The sequence below is a fragment of the Pseudomonas versuta genome (assembly GCF_001294575.1).
Classification (GTDB): domain Bacteria; phylum Pseudomonadota; class Gammaproteobacteria; order Pseudomonadales; family Pseudomonadaceae; genus Aquipseudomonas; species Aquipseudomonas versuta.
The window spans coordinates 3,277,730-3,304,694 of sequence record NZ_CP012676.1 but is presented as its reverse complement, the minus strand read 5'-3'; the positions used below and the strand labels follow the sequence as shown (position 1 = coordinate 3,304,694).

General features: G+C 58.0%; 25 protein-coding genes. 14 read left to right on the top strand and 11 right to left on the bottom strand.

The annotated features are described in order from the left end of the window. Positions 1-33 precede the first annotated feature (33 nt). The 6 genes from AOC04_RS14785 to gap form a co-directional block, all read right to left on the bottom strand. Positions 34-642, bottom strand: a complete 609-nt coding sequence (locus AOC04_RS14785) for a biliverdin-producing heme oxygenase (protein WP_060694614.1) — start codon at positions 640-642, stop codon at positions 34-36. Between the two features lie 112 nt (positions 643-754). Continuing rightward, on the bottom strand, positions 755-3,352 hold the full coding sequence (locus tag AOC04_RS14780) for a TonB-dependent receptor (RefSeq protein ID WP_060694612.1): 2,598 nt from the start codon (positions 3,350-3,352) through the stop codon (positions 755-757). 131 nt (positions 3,353-3,483) lie between these two features. Then, positions 3,484-4,389, bottom strand: a complete 906-nt coding sequence (locus tag AOC04_RS14775; RefSeq protein ID WP_237178957.1) for a FecR family protein — start codon at positions 4,387-4,389, stop codon at positions 3,484-3,486. Between the two features lie 98 nt (positions 4,390-4,487). Continuing rightward, positions 4,488-5,006 carry an RNA polymerase sigma factor gene (locus AOC04_RS14770; protein ID WP_060694609.1) on the bottom strand — a complete coding sequence of 173 codons (519 nt, stop codon included), beginning with the start codon at positions 5,004-5,006 and terminating at the stop codon, positions 4,488-4,490. A 211-nt stretch (positions 5,007-5,217) separates the two neighbouring features. After that, complete coding sequence (locus AOC04_RS14765; protein WP_060694607.1) at positions 5,218-5,682, bottom strand: methylglyoxal synthase; 465 nt, start codon at positions 5,680-5,682, stop codon at positions 5,218-5,220. 4 nt (positions 5,683-5,686) lie between these two features. Beyond that, positions 5,687-6,688 carry a type I glyceraldehyde-3-phosphate dehydrogenase gene (gap, locus tag AOC04_RS14760; RefSeq protein ID WP_060694605.1) on the bottom strand — a complete coding sequence of 334 codons (1,002 nt, stop codon included), beginning with the start codon at positions 6,686-6,688 and terminating at the stop codon, positions 5,687-5,689. Between the two features lie 209 nt (positions 6,689-6,897). Here gap and edd point away from each other — a divergent pair, with 209 nt between their 5' ends. The 10 genes from edd (at position 6,898) to AOC04_RS14710 (ending at position 19,003) form a co-directional block, all read left to right on the top strand. Beyond that, entirely contained in the window at positions 6,898-8,724 is a 1,827-nt protein-coding gene (edd, locus tag AOC04_RS14755; RefSeq protein ID WP_060694604.1) for a phosphogluconate dehydratase, read from the top strand. Beyond that, entirely contained in the window at positions 8,721-9,677 is a 957-nt protein-coding gene (locus tag AOC04_RS14750; protein WP_060694602.1) for a glucokinase, read from the top strand. The genes edd and AOC04_RS14750 overlap by 4 nt, the downstream gene beginning before the upstream one ends. A 125-nt stretch (positions 9,678-9,802) precedes the next feature. Further along, positions 9,803-10,540, top strand: coding sequence for a response regulator (locus AOC04_RS14745; RefSeq protein WP_060694600.1), 738 nt, complete (start codon positions 9,803-9,805; stop codon positions 10,538-10,540). After that, the gene (locus tag AOC04_RS14740) at positions 10,530-11,990 is read left to right on the top strand and encodes an ATP-binding protein (RefSeq protein ID WP_060694598.1); all 1,461 of its coding nucleotides are present in this window, start codon (positions 10,530-10,532) and stop codon (positions 11,988-11,990) included. The genes AOC04_RS14745 and AOC04_RS14740 overlap by 11 nt, the downstream gene beginning before the upstream one ends. Positions 11,991-12,123: 133 nt before the next feature. After that, entirely contained in the window at positions 12,124-13,422 is a 1,299-nt protein-coding gene (locus AOC04_RS14735) for an ABC transporter substrate-binding protein (protein ID WP_060694596.1), read from the top strand. A 118-nt stretch (positions 13,423-13,540) separates the two neighbouring features. Further along, complete coding sequence (locus AOC04_RS14730) at positions 13,541-14,449, top strand: carbohydrate ABC transporter permease (protein WP_060694594.1); 909 nt, start codon at positions 13,541-13,543, stop codon at positions 14,447-14,449. Then, a complete protein-coding gene (locus tag AOC04_RS14725) occupies positions 14,442-15,287 on the top strand; it encodes a carbohydrate ABC transporter permease (RefSeq protein ID WP_060694592.1) in 846 nt (281 codons plus the stop codon). The genes AOC04_RS14730 and AOC04_RS14725 overlap by 8 nt, the downstream gene beginning before the upstream one ends. 2 nt (positions 15,288-15,289) lie before the next feature. Further along, positions 15,290-16,450: an ABC transporter ATP-binding protein gene (locus tag AOC04_RS14720; protein ID WP_060694590.1), complete on the top strand. Its 1,161-nt coding sequence runs from the start codon at positions 15,290-15,292 to the stop codon at positions 16,448-16,450. 127 nt (positions 16,451-16,577) lie between these two features. Then, positions 16,578-17,927, top strand: a complete 1,350-nt coding sequence (locus tag AOC04_RS14715) for a carbohydrate porin (protein ID WP_060694588.1) — start codon at positions 16,578-16,580, stop codon at positions 17,925-17,927. 212 nt (positions 17,928-18,139) lie between these two features. Beyond that, positions 18,140-19,003, top strand: coding sequence for an aldose epimerase family protein (locus tag AOC04_RS14710; protein ID WP_060694586.1), 864 nt, complete (start codon positions 18,140-18,142; stop codon positions 19,001-19,003). Positions 19,004-19,096: 93 nt separating this feature from the next. Here AOC04_RS14710 and AOC04_RS14705 read toward each other — a convergent pair whose 3' ends face one another. After that, on the bottom strand, positions 19,097-19,957 hold the full coding sequence (locus AOC04_RS14705; protein ID WP_171970613.1) for a MurR/RpiR family transcriptional regulator: 861 nt from the start codon (positions 19,955-19,957) through the stop codon (positions 19,097-19,099). Between the two features lie 208 nt (positions 19,958-20,165). Between AOC04_RS14705 and zwf the strand changes: the two genes are divergently transcribed. From zwf to AOC04_RS14690, 3 genes are read left to right on the top strand one after another with little or no spacing between them, the layout of a single operon-like run. Further along, positions 20,166-21,635 carry a glucose-6-phosphate dehydrogenase gene (zwf, locus tag AOC04_RS14700; RefSeq protein WP_060694583.1) on the top strand — a complete coding sequence of 490 codons (1,470 nt, stop codon included), beginning with the start codon at positions 20,166-20,168 and terminating at the stop codon, positions 21,633-21,635. Continuing rightward, positions 21,622-22,335, top strand: coding sequence for a 6-phosphogluconolactonase (gene pgl / locus AOC04_RS14695; protein WP_060694581.1), 714 nt, complete (start codon positions 21,622-21,624; stop codon positions 22,333-22,335). Before zwf ends, pgl begins: the two co-directional genes overlap by 14 nt. Continuing rightward, positions 22,332-23,027, top strand: coding sequence for a bifunctional 4-hydroxy-2-oxoglutarate aldolase/2-dehydro-3-deoxy-phosphogluconate aldolase (locus tag AOC04_RS14690; RefSeq protein ID WP_171970609.1), 696 nt, complete (start codon positions 22,332-22,334; stop codon positions 23,025-23,027). Before pgl ends, AOC04_RS14690 begins: the two co-directional genes overlap by 4 nt. A 140-nt stretch (positions 23,028-23,167) precedes the next feature. Here AOC04_RS14690 and AOC04_RS14685 read toward each other — a convergent pair whose 3' ends face one another. Both AOC04_RS14685 and AOC04_RS14680 read right to left on the bottom strand, forming a co-directional pair. Continuing rightward, entirely contained in the window at positions 23,168-24,361 is a 1,194-nt protein-coding gene (locus AOC04_RS14685; RefSeq protein ID WP_060694577.1) for an aminotransferase class V-fold PLP-dependent enzyme, read from the bottom strand. 12 nt (positions 24,362-24,373) lie between these two features. Beyond that, positions 24,374-24,610: a DUF3820 family protein gene (locus AOC04_RS14680; protein WP_019693207.1), complete on the bottom strand. Its 237-nt coding sequence runs from the start codon at positions 24,608-24,610 to the stop codon at positions 24,374-24,376. A gap of 208 nt (positions 24,611-24,818) precedes the next feature. Between AOC04_RS14680 and AOC04_RS14675 the strand changes: the two genes are divergently transcribed. Continuing rightward, on the top strand, positions 24,819-25,286 hold the full coding sequence (locus AOC04_RS14675; protein ID WP_060694574.1) for a ferritin-like domain-containing protein: 468 nt from the start codon (positions 24,819-24,821) through the stop codon (positions 25,284-25,286). Between the two features lie 58 nt (positions 25,287-25,344). On the opposite strand, the gene AOC04_RS14670 is transcribed toward AOC04_RS14675, so the two are convergent. Together AOC04_RS14670 and AOC04_RS14665 are read right to left on the bottom strand one after the other, a co-directional pair. Further along, complete coding sequence (locus AOC04_RS14670) at positions 25,345-25,815, bottom strand: MaoC family dehydratase (protein WP_060694572.1); 471 nt, start codon at positions 25,813-25,815, stop codon at positions 25,345-25,347. Between the two features lie 70 nt (positions 25,816-25,885). Further along, positions 25,886-26,830, bottom strand: a complete 945-nt coding sequence (locus tag AOC04_RS14665) for an alpha/beta hydrolase (protein ID WP_060694570.1) — start codon at positions 26,828-26,830, stop codon at positions 25,886-25,888. Positions 26,831-26,965 lie beyond the last annotated feature (135 nt).

The following is a 26,965-nucleotide window of genomic DNA, read 5'->3' as shown; positions in this document are numbered from 1 at the left end:
CCGGTCAGCCAGTGCTGACCGGGCAGGTCAAGCTTAAGCCAGTTCCGGTTCAGCAGCGTAAGCGTGTTCCAGTAATACGGTGAAACGTTCGAAGGCAGCAACAGCACCTTTGTCCAGGTCGGCTTCTTCTTCAGCGCTGAGGTCCAGGCCGTCGAGAGTCCTGATAAAGCGCTTCCAGCCTTCGGCGCGGCCGCCTGCAGGCTCACCCAGGTGGCGGGCACCGAACGTGTCGCTCAGGCCCAGGCCAACAGCACGTTTGATCAGGAACGCGGCGCCGAGCTTGGAGCCTTCGGAAACGAAAATCCAGCCCAGGGCTTCGGCTTTGCTCGGCGAGGTCACTGCGCCGGCAACAGGGGCCGGTACTTCAGTGTTGAGGTCGGCCAGATCGGCCCTGGCTTGCTCGGCACGGCAACGTTCTGGCAGATCCGGAACGATTTCTTGCAAGGCCGGGTCGGTGTACAGCGCTTTGAGTTCCGACTGGAACAGGTATTGGGCCACGACAAAACGGGCGAAACTGGCCACTTGATCAAACGGCTTGTGCGCCTTGACCAGTGCATCGAGCTTTTGGTGCGGCTCGTTGGTGATCTGGTTCAGGCGTTGTGAACGCAGGGAAGGGCGCGGTGCGGAATCTGGAGTATTCATGCAAATGTCCTTGAGAATGAGATGCGCTTTGTAACTAGACGAACCAGAAGACGCGGCACAGTAAAAAATCCTCACTGCGCAGCGTAAAAGAGCTGCGCAATGGGCCTCTGGATCAGATATCCCATACCAGGTTGACCGCGAAGTTGCGGCCGGGGGCGGTCAGGCGATCCATGTTGGCGGGGTTGATGACACCGGCTTCACCTACGCTGTCGTAACCGCGCACATCATCCCAGTTCCAGTATTTCTTGTCGGTCAGGTTGTACAGGCCGGCGTTCACGGTGACGTCCTTGGTGACCTTATAGAAGCCAGAAAGATCGATCACGCCGTAGCCCGGGGACTTGAATTGCGTGCTGGTGCCGTCGGGCGAGAAGAAATTGCTGTCGTCGACCTGATCCTTGCGTTTAACCAGGGTCCAGCTGACCAGGGCGCCGTAGTTCTCTTGCTCATAGCCAAGGCCGAGTACCGCTTTAAGCGGGTTGACGCTGTTGATCGGCTCGCCGGTGTCGTCGTTTCTGCCGTGGGCGTACGCCACCGAGCCTATGTTGTACAGACCCTGGGGTGCACCGAACGCATCCAGATTCAGGCGGCCTTTGACTTCGGCGCCCTTGATGGTGGCGTGCTTGATGTTGTTGCTCTGGAACGTCAGCTCGTCGTAGCCGGGTGTGATCGCATCTTCATTGATGAAGTCGCGGTACTTGTTATAGAACACGGCAATATCGAATGAGCCCGCATCGAAATTGCCACGCAGGCCGGTTTCGAAGCTTTTGCTTTTTTCCGGCTCAAGATTGGGATTGGGCTCAACCGAATAGCCTTCCCCCAGATTGGTAAACCGGCCGTACAGCGCTTTGGCACTTGGGGTACGGAAACCTTCGGCGTACTGGCCGTACCATGTGTATTGATCGCTCAGGGCGTAGGTCAGACCAAACTTGGGCGAGAACCGATGCCAGACCTTCTTCTTGTTGCTGACACTGTCCTTGTCATCGGCGGCCACCGTATTCATGAACTCTTGAGTGATGTGTGGCGTGAGTCTGGTGTAGTCGTAGCGCAGCCCCGGCATGAAGGTCCAGTCGTTCCAGCTGATCTCATCCTGGGCGAACAGGCTGTAGGTGTTGATGGTCGGGTCCGGGAAGTCGCTGGATTTAACCAGGTAGTCGCTCGGGCTGTTGGCGCCCGGGGCAGTGCAACCTCTGCCTACGGCCAGGCAGATCCCCGAGCCGCTGCGCGAGCCGGTGACTTTCTGGTGTTTTACGGTTGCGCCGTAGGTCAGCAAATGGTCGGTGTCAGCGATCTGGAATGCTTTGTCCGCCTGAGCGTCCAGCACCCATTGTTTCTCTTGGTACGTGGTGTTGCGTGAACGCAACACATTACGGGAGAAGGGGAAGTAGTCTTCCAGAGTGTCCTGATCGGTTTTAGCGATCTGGTAATTGAGGCTCAGCTTGAGATTGTCGGCCACTGCACTATCAACAACCATGCTGTTTTCGAGCCCGAAACGCTCGCGGCTGACAGTGTCCGTACCGGAGCGGGAACGGTACATGCCCATCGGCTGGCCTTTGTTGTAGGGCCCGCCGACCGCGCTTTTTTCATTGGCATCGATCCGGTTCTTGAATTTTTCGTAGGTGAAGACCAGACGATCGTCATCGTTGTAGTTCCAGCCTGCCTTGGCCAGCACGTTGGTGGTTTTGACGTCCTCCGGGTTGGCTGCCGTACGGCTCAAACCAGTGCCGCCATGATCGCCATAGGATTCGGTTTGGTGGCCATCGCGCTGGCTCAGATGCAGCAAGCCGTCAAAATCACCTGAACGCCCGGCCACGGTGCCGGACTTGAGCCAGCTGCGATCGGCCGAGCTGTAGCCGGTTTTCAGGCGGGCGCCAACATCCGCGCCCGGTTTGATGATGTCATCCGGGTCGAGGGTGAAGTAACTGACTGCCCCGCCTATGGCGTTGCTGCCGTAAAGAACCGACGCCGGGCCACGCAGGATTTCAACACGCTTGACGATTTCGGGGTCGACGTAGTTGCGCTGGGTTTTGGCATAGGGGCCGTTGAAGAACGAATCCGGGATTTCTACTCCGTCGACCTGGGTCAGGATCCGGTCGCCGTCGATGCCGCGAATGTTATAGCCGCTGATCCCGCCACGCTGGCCTGCGCCGCCCACCGAAACGCCCGGTTCATAACGCACCAGATCCTTGATGGTGTTGACGTTCTGACGGTCGAGGGCCTGGCGATCCTGGACCGTGATGGTGCTGGGTACCGAGTTCACGTCCTGTTCCTGGCGGGTGGCACTGATGGTCACCTGTTGCAGGGCCAGAGTACCGCTGCTGTTGCTGCGTTTTTCGAGCACGATGTTGTTGTTGCCCAACTTGCGATAGCCCAGGTTTGTGCCAATCAGCAGGCGATCCAGGGCTTTTTCCGGGGACAGGGCACCGCGTACTCCCGGTGAGGAAACATTCTGTCCCAGTTCGGCTGGCAAGCCGACCTGCCAGCCCGTCACCACGGTAAAGGCGTTAAGCGCGGACACCAGGGGTTGCTGGGAGATTGCGAATTTGTAATTGCCCACGGAGCGGGTAGCGGGTTGCTCATCACCGCCAGCCATGGCCGGAGCTGCTTGCACACCGGCCAGAAGCATGGCGACGGTCAACAATGACAACGTGCACTGTTGCAGGCCGCCCGGACGGGCGTTGGATGAGGACCGGCTGTTGAAACGAGTGGGCATTGATAGCGCTCCGTGGTGAACGAATCTTATAGTTGCGAAGCTGATTCAAAATGCGAATCAGTTGCATTGACTACAACGAGACGTATGACCCCGGGCTATCGAGTAAAAAAACTTTTAATTAATTGCACTGTTTAATTGAGGATCACCAGTGCCGGAAATTCCGCAAGGCTGCTCGAGGTGATGTGGGCGAGTGAGCGAACGATGTCCAGCGGCTGGTCGAGACGGTAATTACCGGTCACTGCCACGTTGGCCAGCTTGTCGTTGTTGTTGACGATCCAGCCGGGGTAATAGCGTCGCACTTCATCCAGAACTTTGCCCATGGGGCAGTTTTCAAACACCAGGCGCCCCTGGACCCAGGCGAGGTCGGTCTGGGGGTTGAGCGTGACCGGTTGCCCAAAGCCGTTGGGGCCAATGCTCACACTATTGCCGGCAGACAAACGCATTTGTGTACCGACACTTTTTACCCGCAATTCAACATCGCCACGCTGCACCCTGACATGCGCTTCGCCATTGAGGTAACTCACGGCGAAAGCAGAATCGCGGACGCTGGCGCGCACCGGGCCGGCTTCAAGCAGCAGCGGAAATTCCAGATTGGCCGGGACCTCGAAAAACGCCTCGCCTTGATACAGGCGGGCGTTGCCCTGGGCATTGACCACATGGCTGGAAAACGCAGAGTTGGTGTTGAGCAGCACTTTTGAGCCGTCTTCGAGTTGCAGGCGCTGGCGTTCGCCCACCACTGTCAGGTGATCGGCCTGCAGGCGTAACGGCACGTTGCTGTAACCGCCCACGGTAATGATCAGCACTGCGGCGGTTGCCACGTGCTTCCAGTACCGGCTTGCACGCCGCAACAAACCGGGAGTGCGGCGGGTTTGCAAGGTTTTGGCGGCGTCCAGCAGCGGTTGCCCGTTCCAGATGGCATTGGCTTTGGCAAAAGCCAGTGCATGGGCAGGGTCGGCATTGAGCCAGTCATTGAAGGCGCACTTTTGTTCGGCGTTCGCGCACTCAAGCGTGATCAGCCAGTCCAGTGCCTGATCCATGGCGCTGTCTTGCAGCACGTCTTGAGCAGATTTGTGAGTGTCCGTCACGGATGTTCCTTGGCAGTCTCAGGGCATTTTGCAGGCATCGACGGTGAAGATTAAGGCCGACTCAGCCTGTCGGCTACCCCGATGCAGATTGCCATGATCAATTTGAGTTCCTTTTGGACGGTGCTCAATGACACGTCAAGTTCATTGGCGATCTCTTGATAACTGCAGCCATGCAGACGGCTGAGGATGAAAATCCGCTGCTGACGTGCGCTCAACTGGCTCAGGCTCACACTCAAACGCTCCAGTAATTGCGCGGCTTGATGGGCTTCTTCGGGGGTGCTGAGGGGGGAGGCGACGCCTTCGATGACTTCCATCGGTACGTCTTCAACCACCGTACGGGACTGAATGCGTCGTGCCCTTAGATGGTCAAGGGCCAGATTGCGCGCCGTCTGGAACACAAATGGCTCAAGGTGTTCGATCGCGCGCTCGTTCAAGGCCCGGGTCACACGCAAGTAGGTCTCTTGCAGCAGGTCCTCGGCGGTACTGTGGTTGTTGACCATCCGTTCCAGAGTACGCAGCAGGGTTACCCGTTGGGTAAGGAAGACTTGATTGAAGTGGGACTGACTCACTGTACTACCCGACCGAATGTTAGCGAATGATAATGCTTATCATCTGCTCTGTTGGTCAAGTGCTGTTTTGGTCGGGGGCGAATCTGCGAGGCAACTGACCATCTGTGGGAGCTGGCTTGCCAGCGATTGCAGCAGCGCGGTATGAGGCTAAAGCCGCGGTGCCTGCATCGCTGGCAAGCCAGCTCCCACATCGGGGACTAGGAGATACCGCTTAAATGCGGCCCTTGAGATAGGCGCTGTAATCCGGGATGCGATGCTCGTGGGGCTGGCTCATCAATGGGCTGCTGATCAAGTAATCGGCGCTGCATTCATTGCATGCCACTGGGATATTCCACACCGCAGCGACCCGCAGCAGTGCCTTGATATCCGGGTCGTGAGGCTGCGGCTCGAAGGGGTCCCAGAAAAACACCAGCATGTCGACCCGTTGTTCGGCGATCCGTGCGCCAACCTGCTGGTCGCCGCCCAACGGGCCGCTGATCATGCTTTCGATCGGTAACCCCAGGCGTTGGCTTAGCAACAGACCTGTAGTGCCGGTGGCACACAGGTCATGCTGGCTGAGCGCTGTTTTGTGCCGCTCGGCCCAGTCCAGCAAGAACCCTTTGCAGTGATCGTGGGCCACCAGGGCGATACGCTTGCGCGCCGCCAGGGGAGCCGTGGTGAAGCTGATACCGATCATCGCGTTACTCCGCGTTGTACAGCGCCAGGCAGTTATCGAGCATGCGGTTGGAGAAGCCCCACTCATTGTCGTACCAGGCCAGGACTTTCAGCAGTTTGCCGCTGACTTTGGTGTGATTGGCGTCGAAGATCGACGACAGCGGGTTGTGGTTGAAGTCGCTCGAAACCAGCGGCAGGGTGTTGTAACCCAGCACTTTGGAATGTTGGCTGGCTTCTTTGAACAGCGCGTTGACTTCAGCTGCGCTGACTTCACGCTTGAGCTCAATGGTCAGGTCGACCAGTGACACGTTGATCACCGGAACCCGAACAGCCATGCCGGTCAGTTTGCCGGCCAGTTCAGGCAGTACCAGGCCCACGGCTTCGGCAGCGCCGGTTTTGCTCGGGATCATGTTATGGGTAGCCGAACGGGCGCGGTAGGGGTCGCTGTGGTAAACGTCGGTCAGGTTCTGGTCGTTGGTATAGGCGTGGATGGTGGTCATCAGGCCGTTTTCAATACCAAATTCGCGGTGCAGAATTTGCGCCACAGGCGCCAGGCAGTTGGTGGTGCATGAAGCGTTGGAAATGATCTGGTGCGATTGGCGCAGGATGTCGTGGTTAACCCCGTAGACCACAGTCGCATCGGCATTTTTGCCGGGAGCGGAGATAATCACCTTGCGTGCGCCGGCGCTGATATGGGCCTCGGCTTTGCTGCGATCGGTGAACAGGCCGGTGCATTCAAACACCACGTCGATCTTCAATGCAGCCCATGGCAGTTCAGCCGGATTGCGGATGGCACTGACGGCAATGCGGTCGCCATTCACGGTCAGACTGTCCTGATCATGCTCGACAGTTGCGTCGAAAGTGCCATGAACCGTGTCGAACTTGAGCAGGTGAGCATTGATCGAGCTGTCGCCCAGATCGTTGATGGCGACGATCTGCAAGTCCTGACGGTAGCCTTGGGTATACAGTGCACGTAGGACGTTACGGCCGATTCGGCCAAAACCATTGATTGCGATTCGTAGAGTCATGGAAAGCGTCCGCCATCGATTTGTTGTTGGAATTACAAGATTATTCTCATAAAAATAGAAAACAAGCCATTTAAGTGGCAATATTTTGTTTTATCTACAACGAGTGACCTGAATCAACGGGTCCGAATGATCAAAGTCGCGTGTCTGCGCCCTTCGATCAGCATAGGACACGTACAGGTCGCCACATCCGTTAGCCTGGAGTTCAACACATGCATCCCCGCGTTCTTGAAGTCACCGAGCGTCTTATTGCCCGCAGTCGAGCTACCCGCGAGGCGTATCTGACGCTTATTCGCGGGGCCGCCAGTGACGGTCCGCAACGCGGCAAGCTGCAATGTGCCAACTTTGCCCATGGCGTGGCCGGCTGCGGAACGGAAGACAAAAACAGCCTGAAAATGATGAACGCGGCCAACGTGGCAATTGTTTCGTCATATAACGACATGCTGTCGGCGCATCAGCCTTACGAGCATTTCCCTGAGCAAATCAAGAAAGCACTGCGCGAAATGGGCTCGGTCGGCCAATTTGCAGGCGGCACCCCGGCCATGTGCGATGGCGTGACCCAGGGCGAGGCAGGGATGGAGCTGAGCCTGCTGAGCCGCGAAGTGATTGCGTTGTCGACGGCTGTGGCGCTGTCGCACAACATGTTCGATGCCGCGATGATGCTGGGTATTTGCGACAAGATCGTTCCGGGCTTGTTGATAGGCGCACTGCGCTTCGGTCATCTGCCAACAATCTTTGTTCCGGGCGGGCCGATGCCATCGGGTATCTCCAACAAGGAAAAAGCCGACGTGCGTCAGCGCTACGCCGAAGGCAAGGCCAGCCGCGAAGAGCTGCTGGAATCGGAGATGAAGTCCTACCACAGCCCTGGCACCTGCACGTTCTATGGCACCGCCAACACCAACCAGTTGCTGATGGAAGTCATGGGCCTGCACCTGCCGGGCGCCTCTTTCGTTAATCCCTACACGCCATTGCGTGATGCACTGACACGCGAAGCAGCCCACCAGATCACCCGTCTGACCAAGCAAAACGGCAACTTTACGCCGTTGGGCGAGATCGTCGACGAGCGCTCCCTGGTCAACTCCATTGTGGCGCTGCATGCCACGGGCGGCTCGACCAACCACACGCTGCACATGCCGGCGATTGCCATGGCCGCGGGCATCCAATTGACCTGGCAAGACATGGCCGACCTGTCCGAGGTGGTACCGACCCTGTCCCACGTGTATCCAAACGGCAAAGCCGACATCAACCACTTCCAGGCCGCAGGCGGTATGGCGTTCCTGATCCGTGAACTGCTCGAAGCCGGTTTGCTGCACGAAAACGTCAATACCGTGGCCGGCTTTGGCCTGAGTCGCTACACCCGCGAACCATTCCTCGTTGATGGTGAACTGGTCTGGCGTGATGGCCCGATTGAAAGCCTTGATGAAGCGATCTTGCGCCCGGTGGCCCGTGCCTTCTCGGCAGAGGGTGGCTTGCGGGTCATGGAAGGCAACCTGGGGCGCGGCGTGATGAAGGTCTCGGCCGTTGCGCCCGAGCATCAAATCGTTGAAGCCCCGGCCCGGGTATTTCAGGATCAGCAAGAGCTGGCCGATGCGTTCACGGCCGGGACCCTGGAACACGACTTTGTCGCTGTAATGCGTTTCCAGGGGCCGCGCTCCAATGGCATGCCCGAGCTGCACAAAATGACGCCATTCCTGGGCGTGTTGCAGGACCGTGGCTTTAAAGTGGCATTGATTACTGACGGTCGCATGTCCGGCGCGTCGGGCAAAATCCCGGCGGCGATTCACGTCAGCCCCGAGGCCGCGCGCGGCGGCGCCCTGGCACGGGTCAGGGACGGCGACCTGATTCGGGTTGATGGGGTCAAGGGAACGTTGCAACTGCTGGTGGATGAGGCAGAATTCGCGGCGCGCACTCCGGCCATCGGCACCTTGAGTAATGCCGTCGGTACCGGGCGCGAGTTGTTTGCGTTCATGCGCGAGGCCTTCAGTTCGGCTGAGCAGGGCGCGAGTACCTTCACCTCGTCTCTGGAAAACTTGAAATGAAACTGGCGCTGGTCGGTGATATCGGTGGCACCAACGCACGATTTGCGTTGTGGGAGAACGACCAGCTGCATTCGGTCCGCGTATTGGCCACGGTGGACTTCGTCTGCCCGGAAGACGCCATCAGGCTGTACCTGCACGATCTGCAACTGGCCCCGGGCGCAGTAGGCTCGGTCTGTTTGTCCGTGGCAGGACCGGTGAGTGGCGATGAATTTCGCTTCACCAACAACCACTGGCGCTTGAGCCGTTCGGCGTTCTGCCAGGCGTTACAGGTCGACAATCTGCTGCTGGTCAATGATTTCAGTGCCATGGCACTGGGCATGACCCGCTTGCAGCCGGAGGATGTGCGTGAGGTGTGCCCCGGCACTGCTGACCCGGCGCGACCTGCGGTGGTGATCGGCCCGGGCACCGGGCTTGGGGTCGGCACCCTGCTGAATCTGGGTGACGAGCAGTGGATGGCGTTGCCGGGGGAGGGCGGTCACGTTGATCTGCCCATGAGCAACCCGCGCGAAGTGCAGCTGTGGCAGCACATCTACAACGAAATCGGGCATGTCAGCGCTGAGACCATTTTGAGCGGTAGCGGGCTGCCCCGTGTCTATCGCGCGATCTGTGCCGTAGATGGTCATACCCCGGTGCTGGACAGCGACCGTGCCATCACGGCGGCGGCCCTGGACGGTGACCCGGTTGCGCGCCAAGTGCTGGAGCAGTTTAGTTGCTGGCTGGGGCGAGTGGCGGGTAACAACGTGCTGACTGTCGGCGGACGCGGCGGGGTATACATCGTCGGGGGGGTGATCCCGCGCTTTGCCGATATCTTTCTGGCCAGCGGTTTTGCCAAAAGTTTCGCGGACAAGGGCTGCATGAGCGACTACCTCAAAGGTATCCCGGTATGGCTGGTGACGGCTCCCTACTCGGGACTGATCGGCGCGGGGGTAGCCCTGCAGCAGGCGTTCGGTTGACTCTCTGATGGCCAAACATGTGGAAGCCGGCTTGCCGGCGATTCAGACGGCAGTCTGAATACCCGCAGCGCTACTGTTGCCGGCAAGCCCGCTGTGACGGGTAAAAAACAATAAGGAACATTGCTGTGAGCGCACTCGGCAAATCCATTTTGCTGGTCGACGATGACCAGGAAATTCGCGAACTGCTTGATATCTATCTCACCCGTGCGGGCTTCCAGGTCCGCACCGTGGGCGACGGTGCCGGTTTTCGGCTGGCCATGGACGACGCTTCAAGCGATCTGTTGATTCTTGATGTCATGTTGCCCGACGAAGACGGTTTCAGTTTATGCCGCTGGGTGCGTCAGCATCCGCGTTTTGCCCAGATCCCCATCATCATGCTCACCGCCAGTTCCGACGAAGCCGATCGGGTGATAGGCCTGGAACTGGGCGCCGATGATTACCTGGGTAAACCTTTCAGCCCCCGCGAGCTCCAGGCGCGAATCAAGGCGTTGTTGCGCCGTGCGCAATTTGCCAGCGTAAGTGCGGCTGCGGGCAACGAGGTCATGGCCTTTGACGAGTGGCGGCTCAACATCGTGACCCACCGCTTGTTCCATACCGATGGTGAGGAGGTCATTCTGTCCGGCGCAGATTTCGCTCTGCTGAAGATGTTTCTGGATCATCCGCAACAGATCCTTGATCGCGACACCATTGGCAATGCGACCCGGGGCCGGGAGCTGATGCCTCTGGACCGGATCGTTGACATGGCCGTCAGCCGCTTGCGTCAGCGCCTGCGCGACACCGAGAAACCGCCACGGTTGATCCGCACCATCCGTGGCAGTGGCTATCAATTGGCGGCCCAGGTTTTCCCTGTCCATGGCCTTTAAATTCCTGGGCAAGGTACGGGTCCCCCGTTCACTGCTCGGGCGCATGTTGTTACTGACCCTGCTTGCCATCTTGCTGGCGCAGACGCTTTCGAGTGCGATCTGGCTCTCGCAGTTGCGCACCACCCAGCTTGAAGGTCTGGTCACCAGTGCGCGCAGCCTGGCGTATTCGATGAACGCCACGGTGACGTACTTGCGCTCACTGCCCCTGGCCTACCGTCCCATGGTGCTCGATCAGATGCGCAGCATGGGCGGTACGCGGTTCTTCGTAAGCCTGAATGACAAGCCACTGCAGATGCCGGTTCTGCAGCCGACCCAGCGTAAAAAGGCGGTGCTCAGCGCGGTCGATCAAGTGTTGCGCCAGTCGCTGGGGGCTGATGTCGACATGACCGTGCAGTTTGTCAGCCCCCAGGACTTACGCATCTTCAATGCCGGCATGAAACTCGAAGAGTTGCCGCGTTCCTGGGCGCATTTCGCCCTGACCCTGGAACCGGTCAACCCGCCGGTGCTGGTGACGCAAATTCAGATGGCGCCCGGCGAGTGGCTGTACATCGCCTCCTTGTTGCCCGAGCCCTATACCAGTCTTGAGGAGGAAGGCCTGCCGGCCGTGCAGCTGTGGTTCATTGGCCTGAGCAGTATTTTCCTGCTGTTGTTTATCGGGCTGCTGGTGCACTGGCAAAGCCGCCCGCTCAAGCGTCTGGCACGGGCGGCGCGGGATATGTCGCTGGGCGAGGACAGGCTCAAGCCGGTGGAGATCGGTGGCGGCAGCGAAGTGGTGGAAGTCGGTCGGGCCTTTAACACCATGCGTGCGCGTATCAGCCGTTATTTGACTGAGCGCAGCCAATTGTTCAGTGCGATCTCCCATGATTTACGTACGCCCATCACCCGCCTGCGTCTGCGGGTCGAGCTGCTTGATGATGAGCAATTGCAACACAAGTTTGGCCGCGATCTGGATGAACTCGAGCTGCTGGTAAAAGGTGCGCTGCAGTGCGTGAAGGACACCGATATTCACGAAAATATCGAGCAGGTGGACCTCAACCTGTTGCTGGATTGTTTGATCGAACCTTACTTGCTGCCACAGGGCAATGGCCGCGTGACGTTGCACGGGCGGGCGCTCAAGCCCTACTCGGGCAAGTCGCTGGCGCTGCGCCGCTGCATGGGCAACCTGATCGACAACGCTCTGAAATACGGTAAAAACGCTCACCTGCGCATTGATGACAATGCCCATAAATTTGTCCTGACCGTTGACGATGAGGGCCCGGGCGTACCCGAGCAGCGTATGGAGCAAATCTTCGAACCGCACTTTCGCCTGGCCGGACAGCAGCAGGGCTATGGCCTGGGGCTCGGTATCGCGCGCAGCATCGCCCACAGCCATGGGGGCGAAGTCAGTCTGCAGAACCTGCGTGTGGGTGGTCTGCGGGTGACGTTGACCTTGCCGCGAAATGCCGATTGATCTCCTGCCTTATGTAACCGGACTGTGACATTTGCGCGTCTCTTCGTTACGTGGGGGCGGGCGGTGATGGATACACTCTTTAGCAGCGCAAGCAAAAGACTTGCCCAGCTATAACAACAAGAAAGGACATGTCATGAATTTACTCAGTCGCCTCGCCGTTTCCATCTCTCTCGCCTGTGCATTTCCCCTGACCGCCTATGCCGCCGATGCACCTGCCGATTCCAAAGGCACGGTCGAAGTGGTGCACTGGTGGACATCGGGCGGTGAAAAAGCGGCCGTGGATGTCCTCAAGGCCCAAGTAGAAAAAGACGGCTTCACCTGGAAAGACGGCGCTGTTGCCGGCGGTGGCGGGGCCACGGCCATGACCGTACTGAAAAGTCGTGCCGTTGCCGGCAACCCGCCAGGCATGGCCCAGATCAAAGGTCCGGACATCCAGGAGTGGGCATCTACCGGCCTGCTCGACACTGACGTCCTGAAGAATGTGGCCAAGGACGAGAAGTGGGACAGCCTGCTCGACAAGAAAGTCTCCGATACCGTGAAGTACGAAGGTAATTACGTGGCCGTGCCGGTGAACATCCACCGCGTCAACTGGCTGTGGATCAACCCGGCAGTCTTCAAGAAAGCCGGTATCGAAAAAGCCCCGACCACCCTCGAAGAATTCTACGCCGCCGGCGACAAGCTCAAGGCTGCCGGTTTCATTCCGCTGGCCCACGGTGGCCAGCCTTGGCAGGACAGCACGGTGTTCGAAGCCGTGGTGCTCTCGGTCATGGGTGTCGATGGCTACAAAAAAGCGTTGGTAGAGCTGGATGACGCCACACTCACCGGTCCGCAAATGGTCAAGGCGCTGACCGAACTGAAGAAAGTCGCGACCTACATGGACGCAGACGGCAAAGGTCAGGACTGGAACCTGGAAGCGGGCAAGGTCATCAACGGCAAGGCCGGCATGCAGATCATGGGCGACTGGGCCAAGAGCGAATGGACAGCGGCCAAGAAAGTCGCGGGCAAGGATTATGAGTGCGTTCCTTTCCCGGGCACCGATAAAGCCTTCACCTACAACATCGACTCCCTGGCGGTGTTCAAGCAGAAGGACAAGGGCACGGCGGCGGGTCAACAGGACATCGCCAAGGTCGCTCTGGGTGAGGACTTCCAGAAGGTCTTCAGCATCAACAAAGGCTCGATCCCGGTGCGGATCGACATGCTGAACGACATGAACAAGTACGGCTTCGACTCCTGCGCCCAGACCGCAGCCAAGGACTTCCTGGCGGATGCCAAGAGCGGTGGCCTGCAGCCGAGCATGGCGCACAACATGGCAACCACGCTGGCAGTGCAGGGCGCATTCTTTGATGTCGTGACCAACTACATCAACGACCCGAAAGCCGACCCGGTTGAAACGGCCAAAAAACTCGGCGCCGCAGTCAAGTCTGCCAAGTAACCCCACACCCCCTGCAGGAGCGAGCTTGCTCGCGAGCTGTCTTTAAGGTTCGCGAACAAGCTCGCTCCTGCAGAGGTGCAATGGCCTTGTAATCTCTATCCTCTGCCCGGATTTCCCCATGAGTTCTGTTGCTGTGTTCAGCAAAGCCTCACCGTTCGATGCATTGCAGCGCTGGCTACCGAAACTGGTGCTGGCGCCCAGCATGTTCATCGTTCTGGTGGGCTTCTATGGCTATATCCTGTGGACGTTCGTACTTTCGTTCACCAACTCGACTTTCCTGCCGACCTACCAATGGGTGGGGCTGGCGCAATACGTACGGTTGTTCGACAACGACCGCTGGTGGGTAGCCAGCAAAAACCTTGCGGTATTCGGTGGCATGTTCATCGCGATTACCTTGGTGATTGGCGTGACGCTGGCGGTGTTCCTCGATCAGCGCATCCGGCGTGAAGGTTTTATCCGCACTATTTATCTGTACCCGATGGCGCTCTCGATGATCGTGACCGGTACTGCCTGGAAGTGGTTGCTCAACCCGGGCATGGGGCTGGACAAGCTGCTGCGTGACTGGGGTTGGGAAGGCTTTCGCCTGGACTGGCTGATCGATCCCGACCGCGTGGTGTATTGCCTGGTCATCGCGGCAGTGTGGCAAGCCTCCGGCTTTATCATGGCGATGTTCCTCGCCGGCCTTCGAGGGGTGGACCAATCGATCATTCGTGCGGCCCAGATAGATGGGGCAAGCCTGCCCAGGATTTACTGGAAAGTGGTGCTGCCCAGCCTGCGTCCGGTGTTCTTCAGTGCGGTGATGATTCTGGCGCATATCGCGATCAAGAGCTTCGACCTGGTGGCGGCGATGACGGCCGGTGGACCGGGTTACTCCTCCGACCTGCCTGCGATGTTCATGTATTCGTTCACCTTCAGTCGCGGCCAGATGGGTGTAGGTTCGGCCAGTGCGATCCTGATGCTCGGTGCGATTCTCGCGATCATCGTGCCTTACCTGTACTCCGAGCTAAGGGCCAAGCGTAATGACTAGTCTTGCCGGCAAATCTTCCATCAGTCTCACTCGCATCGCGATTTACGCGGTGCTGATCTTCGCCGTACTGCTTTATCTGGTGCCACTGGTGGTCATGCTGTTGACCAGCTTCAAGACCCCGGAAGACATCAGTACCGGTAACTTGCTGAGCTGGCCCACCGTGGTCACTGGTATTGGCTGGGTCAAGGCCTGGGCCACGGTCGACGGCTACTTCTGGAACTCGATCAAGATCACCGTCCCGGCGGTGCTGGTGTCCACCGCTATCGGTGCACTGAACGGCTATGTGTTGTCGATGTGGCGTTTTCGTGGTTCGCAGTTGTTCTTCGGCCTGTTGCTGTTCGGCTGCTTCCTGCCGTTCCAGACCGTGCTGCTGCCAGCCTCGTTCACCCTCGGCAAAATGGGCCTGGCCAGCACCACCACCGGCCTGGTGTTCGTGCACATTGTTTACGGCCTGGCGTTTACTACACTGTTTTTCCGCAACTACTACGTCAGCATTCCCGATGCGCTGGTGAAGGCAGCACGTCTGGATGGCGCGGGTTTCTTCACGATCTTCCGCATGATCATTTTGCCGATGTCGACCCCGATCATCATGGTCTGCCTGATCTGGCAGTTCACCCAGATCTGGAACGACTTCCTGTTCGGTGTGGTGTTCTCCAGTGGCGACTCGCAGCCGATCACCGTGGCCCTGAACAACCTGGTCAACACCAGCACCGGGGTCAAGGAATACAACGTTGATATGGCAGCGGCGATGATCGCCGGGCTGCCGACCCTGCTGGTCTATGTGGTCGCAGGCAAGTATTTCGTGCGCGGGCTGACGGCCGGCGCAGTCAAGGGGTAATCATGGCAACGCTTGAGCTTCGTAACGTTAACAAGACCTATGGTGCCGGCCTGCCGGACACCCTCAAGAACATCGAACTGTCGATCAAGGAAGGCGAATTCCTGATTCTGGTGGGCCCCTCGGGGTGCGGCAAGTCGACGCTGATGAACTGCATCGCCGGCCTGGAGAACATCACGGGCGGCGCGATCATGATTGATGATCAGGATGTCAGCGGCTTGAGCCCCAAGGATCGCGACATCGCCATGGTGTTCCAGTCCTATGCGCTGTACCCGACCATGAGCGTGCGCGAGAACATCGAGTTCGGTCTCAAAATTCGCAAGATGCCCCGGGCGGACATCGACGAAGAGGTTGCCCGGGTCGCCAAGTTGTTGCAGATCGAGCATTTGCTTAACCGCAAGCCGGGCCAGTTGTCCGGCGGCCAGCAACAGCGTGTGGCGATGGGGCGGGCACTGGCCCGGCGGCCGAAGATCTACCTGTTCGACGAGCCGCTGTCCAACCTCGACGCCAAACTGCGGGTCGAGATGCGGACCGAAATGAAGCTGATGCATCAGCGTCTGAAAACCACCACCGTCTATGTCACCCACGATCAGATCGAGGCCATGACACTGGGCGACAAAGTGGCGGTCATGAAGGACGGCATCATTCAGCAGTTCGGTACTCCCAAGCAGATCTACAACGATCCGGCCAACCTGTTTGTCGCCAGTTTCATCGGCTCACCACCGATGAACTTCATTCCCCTGCGCCTGCAGCGCAAGGACGGCCGCCTGGTGGCGCTGCTGGATAGCGGCCAGGCGCGTTGTGAGTTACCGCTGAACATGGGCGACGCCGGTCTGGAAGACCGTGAGGTGATTTTGGGCCTGCGCCCGGAGCAAATCGTGCTGGCCTCGGCCGACGCGGCCGGCATGCCGACCATTCGCGCCGAGGTTCAAGTGACCGAGCCTACCGGGCCGGACACGCTGGTGTTCGTTCAGCTCAATGACGTCAAGGTCTGTTGCCGCCTGGCACCCGATGTGGCGCCACAAGTGGGCGAAACCCTGACGCTGCAGTTCGATCCGGCCAAGGTGTTGTTGTTCGACGCCAAGACCGGTGAGCGGTTGGGCACTGCAGGCACGTTGCCCGTGCAGGACCGTGCCGACAATGTCACCCGGATCAAGGGTCGCTGAGTTTCAATGTGCGCAAGCCTGGCAGCCGGCAATGCTGGCTCCAGAGGGGATTGGGGTTGTCGGGAATAAAAAAGTGGACCGCGTTAGTCAAAAACAGTTAATAACAATAAAAGACGAGGATTTAGGGATGAAAAAGCAACACACAAGTACCCGGTTGGTCTGCCAGTTGTCAGCAGTCGCTGCGCTGGTTCTTTCTGCCAATGCGATGGCAGACGACGCTTTCAGCGCGGACTCAAAATGGATGACCGGCGATTGGGGAGGCGAGCGTACCAAACTCATTGAGCAGGGTATCGACATCAAGGCCGATTACGTCGGTGAAGTAGGCGCCAACCTGCATGGCGGCTATAACCACGACAAGACCGCGCGCTACAGCGACCAGTTTGGCCTGGGCGTGGCATTGGACCTGCAAAAGCTGTGGGGCTGGGATAACACCCAGGCCAAGATCCAGCTGACCAACCGTAACGGTCAGAGCATCTCCAATGACCGTGTCGGCGACCCGCGTGCCGGAACCTTGAGTTCCTCGCAGGAAGTCTACGGCCGTGGCCACATGGTTCGTCTGACCCAGTTGTATATCCAGCATCAATTCCTGGACGGCAAACTGGATGTCAAAGCCGGCTACTTCGGTGAAGGCGAAGACTTCAACACCTTCCCGTGCGAATTCCAGAACCTGGCGTTCTGCGGTTCCCAGGTGGGTAACTGGGCCACTAACATCTGGTACAACTGGCCGGTCAGCCAGGCTGCACTGCGCGTGAAGTACAACATCACGCCAGAGTTCTATGCGCAGATCGGTGCTTACAACCAGAACCCGTCGCAGCTGGAACACGGCAACGGTTTCAAGCTCAGCGGCAGCGGGACCAAGGGCACCGTTTTGCCAGTCGAACTGGTCTGGTCGCCGAAGGTCAACAACCTGCCGGGTGAATACCGTGTGGGCTACTACAAGAGCACGGCTCCTGCCAATGACCTGCGTGAAGACATCAACGGTGCAGACGCTGCCACCACCGGTCAGAGCTACCGCGTGCACAACAGCAAACACGGTTACTGGTTTGTTGCCCAGCAGCAACTCACCAGCCACAACGGTGATGCCTCCCGTGGTCTGAATGTCGCAGCCAACGCGACTTTTCACGACAAGGCGACCAACATCGTCGACAACTACCAGTCGCTGATGTTCGTGTACAAAGGACCGTTCGATGCGCGTCCAAAAGATGACATCGGTATCGGTTTTGCCCGTATCCACGTTAACAACGAAGTGAAGAAAAACGCCGAGCTGGCCAACGAGGCCAATGGTGTTACCGACTACAACGACCCGTTGTACGCGCCGCTGCGTTCCACCGAGTACAACTACGAACTCAACTACGGCATCCACGTCACCAACTGGCTGACTGTGCGTCCCAATCTGCAATACATCACCCATCCGGGTGGCGTGGACCAAGTTGACAACGCGTTGGTGGCCGGCCTGAAAATTCAGTCGGTGTTCTAACGTTGTTGCGATAAGCTCCTCTCCTAGTGCGCATTTGACGGATAGCCATGGCTATCCGTTTTTTTTGTGCCGCAGCCGTCGGGTTTTAGTGAGGCTGCGATGGCGGTGTAACCGTCGATATCTATTCAGGAGGTGGCTGCCTCATTGCAGGCAAGTCGGCTTTCACAGGTTCTACTAAGGTTCGGGCGACATGATTTTCAGGACTGCGGCACATGCATGAGCATCCACTTCACCGGTTTTTCAAATCCAGACGCGAGCAACCTGTCTTCCAGTGGGAGCGCTTTCAGCAGCGTGACATTCTGGTGATCGATCACCCGCACTGCCAGGCCGTGTTCAGCCGTCAGGGTGCGCAACTTCTGCATTTCAAGCCTACCGGGCAAAAGCCCTGGTTGTGGTGTGCTGCCAAATGGCCTCAGGTCGGTGCGATCCGTGGCGGCGTACCCGTTTTCTGGCCATGGTATGGCCGCCATCCGAGCGAAAATGCGTGGCCGTCCCACGGCTGGGCGCGCTTGATCGACTGGAAGTTACTGGATAGCCATTCAGATGAAGAGGGCGTGAGCCTGCATTGGCGGTTGCAGCTGTGTGACTGGCAGGTTGACCTGCATGCGCGACTGGGCGAAGACATGGCGCTACACCTGAGTACCGAGCACCAGGACGATGAACCTTGCCAACTGAGCCAGGCTTTACGCGCTTACTGGCGGATTGGTGATGTGGCTGAGGCAGCGCTGTCCGGGCTGGACGGAGTGCAAGGGTACGACCAGCTCAACCGTGAGGTTTGCCAGCAAAAGGGCGAATTGCGGGTGGCGGGTGGTTGTCAGCGGGTATTCCGGCATGACGGCGAAATGCAGCTCAATGATCACGCCTGGCGGCGCGCGCTGAGCATCGACACCGGCACAAGTGGCAACACGGTGGTGTGGCACCCGGGCAAGCGGCCGTTACTGGGTGTGAGCTGGAACGAAGTGATGGGATTTGTGTGTGTGGAGTCCACCAGCGGCGGAGCCCACAACCAGACTCTGGCCCCCGGCGAGCAAGCGCATCTGAGCCTTCAGGCGCGGGCCAGGTTAGTGAGTGCCTGAACGAACCTGCCTGTAGGAGCGAGCTGTGTTTGTTGTAAAAGCTCGCGAGCAAGCTCGCTCCTACAGGCAAGCTCGCTCCTGCAGTTGTTGGCTTCAATTAAACTCGTCACCCACCGGATAGCGGCTGGCGTTGAGGCTCTCCTTGATTTTGCGCAGGTGTGGCTGGAAATCCACGCCCCGGCGCAAGGTCATGCCGGTGGCCAATACGTCCAGTACGGTCAACTGGATGATGCGTGAGGTCATCGGCATGTAAATGTCGGTGTCTTCAGGCAGCGGGATGTTCAGGCTCAGGGTACTGGCCTTGGCCAGTGGCGAGTTCTCGGCGGTCAGTCCCAGTACCGAGGCACCGTTGGCCCGTGCAATGCGCGCCACCTCTACCAGCTCTCGCGTACGCCCGGTGTAAGAAATAATCACGAACAGCTCGCCGGTGTGCGCCACTGACGCAATCATGCGCTGCATCAACACGTCGGCATGGGCAGTGACGGCCAGGTTGAAGCGGAAGAACTTGTGCTGTGCATCCAGCGCCACCGGAGCCGAGGCGCCCAGGCCAAAGAAATGGATTTGGCGGGCCTGTATCAGCAAGTCGACGGCGCGGCTCACAAGGTTGGGGTCCAGCGCCTGGCAGGCACTGTCGAGTGATGCAATTGCACTGCCGAAAATTTTCTGGGTGTAAGCTTCCGGATTGTCGTCGGCCTCGACCGCACGGCTGACATAGGCGGCACCGCTGGCCAGGCTCTGCGCCAGTTGCAGCTTTAATTCCGGGTATCCGCTGACGCCGAACGAACGGCAAAACCGGTTAACCGTCGGTTCACTGACCGAAGCTGCCTGGGCGAGCGCCGCAATGCTGAACCGGGTCGCCTGTTGCGGGTTCTGCAGGATGATTTCTGCCACTTTGCGCTCGGCCTTGTTCAGGTCTTCGAGGCGGCCTTTGATTTGTTCGAGTAAATTTCGCACGCGGTCCATTTATGTTCCTTGGTTCAGCGATGCAAAGAGCCGTGTTCTAAAGCGGCTCTGGAAGGTGGCCTATCCTACTTGTGGCCTGTAACGACCACTAGCAGGAATCTGTATTTTGAGAAAATGTTGTGGTTATTACTACATTTTTCCTTGAGTGATACCTTGAAAAAAGGTATTTGTAGCTTAACTTGATAAAAGAACAAACATCATGCCTTCGATTACGGTTGAACCGTGCACCTTTGCCTTGTTCGGCGCCCTTGGCGATTTAGCCTTGCGCAAGCTGTTTCCTGCTTTATACCAACTGGATCGCGCCGGGCTGTTGCACGCCGACACGCGCATTCTGGCGCTGGCTCGTGAGCCGGGCGACGCCCTCACGCATCTGGCGCACATCGACAGCCAGTTGCGCCAGTATGTAGGCGACAAGGAAATCGAAGATGAAGCGCTGACCCGCTTCCTGGCTCGTTTGAGCTATCTGCATGTAGATTTTCTCAATACTGACGATTATTTGCTTCTGGCCGAACAGGCCGGCACCGACCAGCCCTTGATCGCGTATTTCGCGACTCCTGCGGCGGTGTATGGCGCCATTTGCGAGAACCTGTCCAGGGTCGGTCTGGCTGAAAATACCCGAGTGGTGCTGGAAAAACCCATTGGTTCGGACCTTGACTCGTCGCGCAAGGTCAACGACGCCGTAGCGCAGTTCTTCCCCGAGACGCGCATTTACCGCATCGACCACTACCTGGGCAAAGAGACCGTTCAAAACCTCATCGCCCTGCGCTTTGCCAACAGTCTGTTCGAATCCCAGTGGAACCAGCGCTACATCTCTCACGTTGAAATCACCGTGGCCGAGAAAGTCGGTATCGAGGGGCGCTGGGGCTATTTCGACAAGGCCGGGCAACTGCGCGACATGATTCAGAACCACTTGTTGCAGCTGTTGTGCCTGATTGCCATGGATCCGCCTGCGGACTTGTCGGCAGACAGCATTCGTGACGAGAAAGTAAAAGTTCTCAAGGCGCTGGCCCCGATCAGCGCTGAGGGCCTGACCACCCAGGTGGTACGTGGCCAATACATCGCCGGTCACAGCGAAGGGCAGTCGGTCCCGGGTTATCTGGAGGAAGAAAACTCCAATACCCAGAGCGATACCGAAACCTTTGTTGCCCTGCGTGCCGATATTCGCAACTGGCGTTGGGCGGGTGTGCCGTTTTATCTGCGTACTGGCAAACGCATGCCGCAAAAACTGTCGCAGATCGTTATCCACTTCAAGGAGCCGTCGCACTACATCTTCGCCCCGGAGCAGCGCCTGCAAATCGGCAACAAGCTGATTATTCGCCTGCAGCCGGACGAAGGTATCTCCTTGCGGGTGATGACCAAAGAGCAGGGCCTGGATAAAGGCATGCAACTGCGTAGCGGCCCACTGCAATTGAATTTTTCCGACACGTACCGCAGTGCGCGGATTCCGGATGCCTACGAGCGTTTATTGCTCGAAGTGATGCGCGGCAATCAGAACCTGTTTGTGCGCAAGGACGAAATTGAAGCGGCATGGAAGTGGTGTGACCAGTTGATCGCCGGCTGGAAAAAGTCTGGTGATGCGCCCAAGCCCTACGCGGCGGGCTCCTGGGGACCGATGAGTTCCATAGCATTGATTACGCGGGACGGGAGGTCTTGGTATGGCGATATCTGATTTGAAACTGCCTGAAGGGGTCAACGCGCACACCTTCAAGAACCCGGCGATTCTGGCCGAGGAACTGGCAAAAAAAGTGGCAGGGCAATTGAATGCAGCCATTGGTGCACAAGGGGTTGCCACCCTGGTGGTATCGGGCGGTCGTAGTCCGGTAGCGTTTTTTCAGAGCCTGATCAAGCAACCGGTCGATTGGTCCAAAGTGGTGGTCAGCCTTGCTGATGAACGCTGGGTGCCGGTCGAACACGCCGACAGCAATGCCGGCCTGCTGAAAAAGCATCTGCTGCAAGGGCCTGGCGCCAAGGCGCGCTTTGTCGGCTTGTATAACGTTGCAGCCAATCTGGACGCTGCGGCAGAGCAAGCCGACCGGGCATTGGCCGAGTTGCCGCCGATTGATGTGCTGATCCTGGGGATGGGTGATGACGGGCATACCGCATCGCTGTTCCCCAACAGCCCGAATCTGCTTGAAGCCTTGAAAGCGGATGGCGAGCGCCGTTGCTGGCCGATGCTGGCACCGACCGTGCCTCATCAACGCTTGAGCATGAGCCGCAGCCTGCTGGCGAGCGCCAGGAACACGGTGCTGTCGATTCAAGGGCAGGCCAAATTGAATACCCTCAACGAAGCGCTGGCGGGCACTGATATTGCCGCCTTGCCGATTCGTGCCTTTCTGCAACCTACGTTAGAGATTTACTGGTGCCCATGAGCCAAGGATCAGCTGCCATGACAATAAAAACTTCCCACGTTTCGATGGCGGATAAAGTCGCCCTGATCGATGAACTGTGTGCCTCGGCGCGAATTCTGCCGGTGATCACCATCGCTCGTGAGCAAGACATTTTGCCGCTGGCCGATGCGCTGGCAGCGGGCGGTCTGACGGCACTTGAAGTGACCCTGCGTTCACAGTTCGGGCTCAAGGCCATTCGTGTTCTGCGCGAGCAACGGCCCGAGTTGGTGACGGGTGCGGGCACCGTGCTGGACCGGCACATGCTGGCGGCTGCCGAAGAGGCCGGTTCGCAGTTTATTGTCACTCCGGGCATTACCCGTGACTTGCTCGAAGCCAGCGTGGCCAGCGATATCCCGCTGCTGCCGGGTATCAGCAATGCGTCCGGAATTATGGAAGGCTACGGGCTGGGTTACCGTCGATTCAAGCTGTTCCCGGCTGAAGTCAGCGGCGGTGTGGCGGCGATCAAGGCGCTGGGCGGCCCCTTCGGTGAAGTGAAGTTCTGCCCGACCGGTGGTGTTAGCCCGGCGAATATTCGCAACTATATGGCATTGAAAAACGTCATGTGTGTTGGCGGTAGCTGGATGCTCGACAGCGAGTGGATCAAGAACGGCGACTGGGCCCGGATCCAGGAATGCACGGCCGAGGCCCTGGCCCTGCTGGACTCAAGCCTGTAAAGAATTTGTTGTGTGTTCTACGGTTTTTGGTGCGCTTGGTCGGCGCACCTTTTTTTTGCCCGCAATTTGTTGGTGCCGGCACCCACTGCAGGAGCGGGGTTGCTCGCCAGCTTTTAAAAGATCGCGAGGCAAGCTCGCTCCTACAGTGGGTTGCAGGAAAGCTCGCGCAATGCCCTGATCAACCGGTTGATGTCATCCAGTGAGGTGCTCAAGCCCACGGTGATACGGATACAACTGCCGCAGGCTGAACCGTCGCGCACTACGGTGAACAGGTTGTAGTCCTCAAGCAGGCGGTCTGCCATCGGCTTTTGATCCTCCAGCCCGGTAAAGCGCAGCGCTGAAATGGCGCACTGCAAACGCGGATCGTCAGGCGTGAGTACTTCGACTCCCGGCATTTTTCGCGCTTCACTCACCCATAGCTCTCGCAGGTAGTTCAGGCGCTCGCCTTTGGCCCTGGCGCCACCCAATGCCTTGTGCTCTTGCAGCACCTTGGGCAGCGTCAGCCATGCCGCAATATTGACCGTGCCGTAGGGCGCACGGGTGCGGATGTCAGGCTCAGGGTAGCGCTGGCTGCCCATGTCCGGGGCAATGTCTGCGAGGCGCCGCGGGTCGATGTACATAAAGCCCAGAGTCAGAGGCCCGCCAACCCATTTATGCAGGTTGTAGCCGGCAAAGGCCACGCCCAGCGCCGGCAGGTCAAACTCGATCTGGCCGAGCGCATGGGCGCCGTCCAGTACCACGTCCACCCCGTGAGCATTGGCCGCTTCGACAATCGCCTGCACCGGCAAAACCAGGCCGGTACGGTGGGTGACGTGGGTCAGCGCCATCAGTTTGATCCGCGGATGACGTTCAAATGCCTCGCGATAGCTGGCCACCAGGGCGTCATGGGTCGCGGGGTGCTGATGGACTATTTCGATGATCTCAAGGCCACGATGCTGTGCCACCCAGCGCATGGCGGATTCGACGCTGGGGTACTCCAGGTCACTGATCAGTAACTGATCGCCTGGCTGCAAGTTCTTGTAGTTGCCAATCAGCGATTGCAGTGCGTCCGAAGCGCAACGGGTGAGGGCGATACTGGCGTGTGCAACTCCGAGCATCCCGGCCAGCTGATTACGGATTTCGATGTTCTGCGGACCATCGAATTGCTGGCGTACATGCACCGAGTTGTTGCGGTTGATAAAGTCGATATTGCGCTGGTAGTCCTGGGCAACTCCCCGGGTCATACGCCCGAAGTAGCCGTTTTCCAGATTGACCGGGCCGGGTGCCATGTCATAGCGCTCGGCGATAGCGTGCCAGAAGTTTTCATCGCGGGCGTTCTCTTCAATCCTTGGCATAAGGCAACTCTATCAGTGGCGAGGTTTGGGTTTTCCGTGTTTGGCGCGCAACGGGTCGAGCAGGTCTGACAAACCGTTGTGATCGATTTCTTGCATCAGGGCCAGAAGGCCGCCCAATTCGCCGTGTGGAAAGCCTTCGCGGGCAAACCAGTTCAGGTACTGGCCCGGGAGGTCGGCGATGATTCGGCCTTTGTATTTGCCGAATGGCATTTCGCGAGTCACCAGCAGTTCGAGTTTTTCGGGGTTCATGCAACAGCCTTCGGGCACGTGGATCAACGGGATGAAAAATACAGGCATTTTGCATGCAGGCCAATTGACAGATCATGCAAATAAACCGGATACAGAAATAGCTGTATTTTATAAGTCATTGATATATATGTGATTTGTTAAATTCTGTAACTGGCACGAGCTCTGCAATACCTATTGCACGATCCTCAACCTTGTAAGGAATTGAACAATGACTGACCTTAATAAAGAAGCCATCTCTGTCCTGAACGATTTGATCGAAACCAGTAAAGACGGTCAGGAGGGATTCAAATCCTGTGCTGAAGATATCAAGCAACCGGATCTGAAGGCCTTTTTCGTCCAGCGCGCTGCCGATTGCGGTACAGCCGCTGCTGAATTGCAGAGTGCTGTTCGCTCACTGGGTGGCGATCCGGAGACCAGCACCAGTGTGACGGGTGATTTGCATCGTCGCTGGGTCGATGTGAAATCCATCTTTACCGGCAAGGGCGAAGAGGCGGTACTTAATGAAGCCGAGCGCGGCGAAGACCATGCGCTGAAGGCTTATAAAGAAGCCTTGGAAAAAATCGACAAGCACCAACTGCTGCACATTCGTGATCTGGTTGTGCGCCAGCTTCAAGGTGTACAGCGCAATCACGATGAAGTTAAAGCCCTGCGCAACCGAGCTCGTGCTCAATCCTGAATACCGCGTGACCCCATAAAAAAACGCCGGCTAGCCGGCGTTTTTTTATGTTTGCGATTCAGCCGATGCTGATCGCCGGCAACACCGGCAGTGTCACGGTTTGCTGCTTGCGCGGGGCAATGATTTCGGCTTCACCGTCGACCACGATTTCATCGCGTTGATTGAAAACGCGGGTCGCGATACGGACGCGGAATTTCGGCATTTTCTCGAGAATTTCCAGACGCACGGTGAGGGTGTCGCCAATTTTTACCGGTTTCTGGAAGCTCATCTGCTGGCCGACATAAATAGTGCCCGGGCCAGGCAGCTCGCATGCCACGGCTGCGCTGATCAGCGCGCCACTGAACATGCCGTGGGCAATGCGCTCTTTGAACATGGTCGCAGCGGCAAATTCCGGATCGAGGTGCACCGGGTTATGGTCACCAGACATGGCCGCAAAAAGCTGAATATCACGCTCTTCGACGGTTTTGCTGTAGCTGGCAGTCTGACCGACTTCGAGGGCTTCGTACGGGGTGTTGGTAACCTGAGTCATCTAGCGCATGTCCTGTGACGAGTGTTTAATTTCAAGTTTTTGATTTTAAAGTATTTTTTAGATGGTCGAGCTATTCGCTGTGTGGCGGACGAGCGTGAAGCAATGCCTGGTTCAGCCATTCGACAACGTCTGCCATCACTTGGTCACGGTTTGTTTCATTGAACAGTTCATGCCGAGCCTGCGGGTAGATATTGAGTTGCAAATGCAGACTGCCTGCTTTGCGCAACGCCCGGGCCAGGTCCTCAAGGCGCTTGCCTTCACTCACCGGATCACAGGCGCCACCCATCACCAGCAATGGCAGGGCAGGATCTATCTGAGCGAGGTTGGACGCTTTGCTGATTTGCTGCAAGCCGCCCAGCAGGTCAATCCACAGTTGGTTGGTGCAACGGAACCCGCACAAAGGGTCGCTGGCGTAGGCGTCGACTTCGGCCGGATCACGGCTTAACCAGTCATATTGGGTGCGATTGGGTTTGAACGCTTTATTGAACGAGCCAAAAGACAGCCATTCGATCAGCGCACTGCGCCCTTTTGGACCCTGGCGCCAACGTTCCATCCGGGCTATCAGGCTGGCGCTGCGATACAAGGCGACAGGCTGGAAGTTGGAGGCGCTCAGAATCGCACCCTGCAAACTCTTGCTGTGGTGCAGCAAATAAGCCTGGGCGATATAACTGCCCATGCTGTGGCCGAGCAGAAAAGTCGGTAGCCCTGGATGGGCCTGGCCAATGTGCTGATTAAGACTGGCGACATCACTGACTACTGCGCACCAGCCCTCTTCGTCAGCGAAGTAGCCCAATGTTCCACGTTCACCTGTCTTGCCGTGGCCGCGCTGGTCATGGGCATAAAGGCCAAAGCCGGCATCACACAGAACCTGGCCCAGGCGCGCATATCTGGCGCTGTGTTCGGCCATGCCATGGGCAAGCAACACAATGGCCTTGGGGGTGCCGGCAGGCAGCCACTGGTTAACGAACAGGCCGCTGCGGTCATTCGCGTCCAGCCAGAAAGTCTCATGAATCATGGCCATTCCTTTACACGGAGTAGGAGCAGTGTATAGCGCATTCGCAGTCAAGCCACTTAACCCGCTATGCCGCAGTAATAAGATTCAAGATGTAAATGGCGAATATCGCTGTATTTGCCTACAACTTGATAACTG

What these genes read in the sequence shown, in the direction of transcription:
- AOC04_RS14785 (WP_060694614.1), bottom strand. Translation starts at nt 642, where the DNA reads ATGAATACTCCAGATTCCGCACCGCGCCCTTCCCTGCGTTCACAACGC.
- AOC04_RS14780 (WP_060694612.1), bottom strand. Translation starts at nt 3,352, where the DNA reads ATGCCCACTCGTTTCAACAGCCGGTCCTCATCCAACGCCCGTCCGGGC.
- AOC04_RS14775 (WP_237178957.1), bottom strand. Translation starts at nt 4,389, where the DNA reads ATGGATCAGGCACTGGACTGGCTGATCACGCTTGAGTGCGCGAACGCC.
- AOC04_RS14765 (WP_060694607.1), bottom strand. Translation starts at nt 5,682, where the DNA reads ATGATCGGTATCAGCTTCACCACGGCTCCCCTGGCGGCGCGCAAGCGT.
- gap (WP_060694605.1), bottom strand. Translation starts at nt 6,688, where the DNA reads ATGACTCTACGAATCGCAATCAATGGTTTTGGCCGAATCGGCCGTAAC.
- edd (WP_060694604.1), top strand. Translation starts at nt 6,898, where the DNA reads ATGCATCCCCGCGTTCTTGAAGTCACCGAGCGTCTTATTGCCCGCAGT.
- AOC04_RS14750 (WP_060694602.1), top strand. Translation starts at nt 8,721, where the DNA reads ATGAAACTGGCGCTGGTCGGTGATATCGGTGGCACCAACGCACGATTT.
- AOC04_RS14740 (WP_060694598.1), top strand. Translation starts at nt 10,530, where the DNA reads ATGGCCTTTAAATTCCTGGGCAAGGTACGGGTCCCCCGTTCACTGCTC.
- AOC04_RS14735 (WP_060694596.1), top strand. Translation starts at nt 12,124, where the DNA reads ATGAATTTACTCAGTCGCCTCGCCGTTTCCATCTCTCTCGCCTGTGCA.
- AOC04_RS14730 (WP_060694594.1), top strand. Translation starts at nt 13,541, where the DNA reads ATGAGTTCTGTTGCTGTGTTCAGCAAAGCCTCACCGTTCGATGCATTG.
- AOC04_RS14725 (WP_060694592.1), top strand. Translation starts at nt 14,442, where the DNA reads ATGACTAGTCTTGCCGGCAAATCTTCCATCAGTCTCACTCGCATCGCG.
- AOC04_RS14720 (WP_060694590.1), top strand. Translation starts at nt 15,290, where the DNA reads ATGGCAACGCTTGAGCTTCGTAACGTTAACAAGACCTATGGTGCCGGC.
- AOC04_RS14715 (WP_060694588.1), top strand. Translation starts at nt 16,578, where the DNA reads ATGAAAAAGCAACACACAAGTACCCGGTTGGTCTGCCAGTTGTCAGCA.
- AOC04_RS14710 (WP_060694586.1), top strand. Translation starts at nt 18,140, where the DNA reads ATGCATGAGCATCCACTTCACCGGTTTTTCAAATCCAGACGCGAGCAA.
- zwf (WP_060694583.1), top strand. Translation starts at nt 20,166, where the DNA reads ATGCCTTCGATTACGGTTGAACCGTGCACCTTTGCCTTGTTCGGCGCC.
- pgl (WP_060694581.1), top strand. Translation starts at nt 21,622, where the DNA reads ATGGCGATATCTGATTTGAAACTGCCTGAAGGGGTCAACGCGCACACC.
- AOC04_RS14690 (WP_171970609.1), top strand. Translation starts at nt 22,332, where the DNA reads ATGAGCCAAGGATCAGCTGCCATGACAATAAAAACTTCCCACGTTTCG.
- AOC04_RS14685 (WP_060694577.1), bottom strand. Translation starts at nt 24,361, where the DNA reads ATGCCAAGGATTGAAGAGAACGCCCGCGATGAAAACTTCTGGCACGCT.
- AOC04_RS14680 (WP_019693207.1), bottom strand. Translation starts at nt 24,610, where the DNA reads ATGAACCCCGAAAAACTCGAACTGCTGGTGACTCGCGAAATGCCATTC.
- AOC04_RS14675 (WP_060694574.1), top strand. Translation starts at nt 24,819, where the DNA reads ATGACTGACCTTAATAAAGAAGCCATCTCTGTCCTGAACGATTTGATC.
- AOC04_RS14670 (WP_060694572.1), bottom strand. Translation starts at nt 25,815, where the DNA reads ATGACTCAGGTTACCAACACCCCGTACGAAGCCCTCGAAGTCGGTCAG.
- AOC04_RS14665 (WP_060694570.1), bottom strand. Translation starts at nt 26,830, where the DNA reads ATGATTCATGAGACTTTCTGGCTGGACGCGAATGACCGCAGCGGCCTG.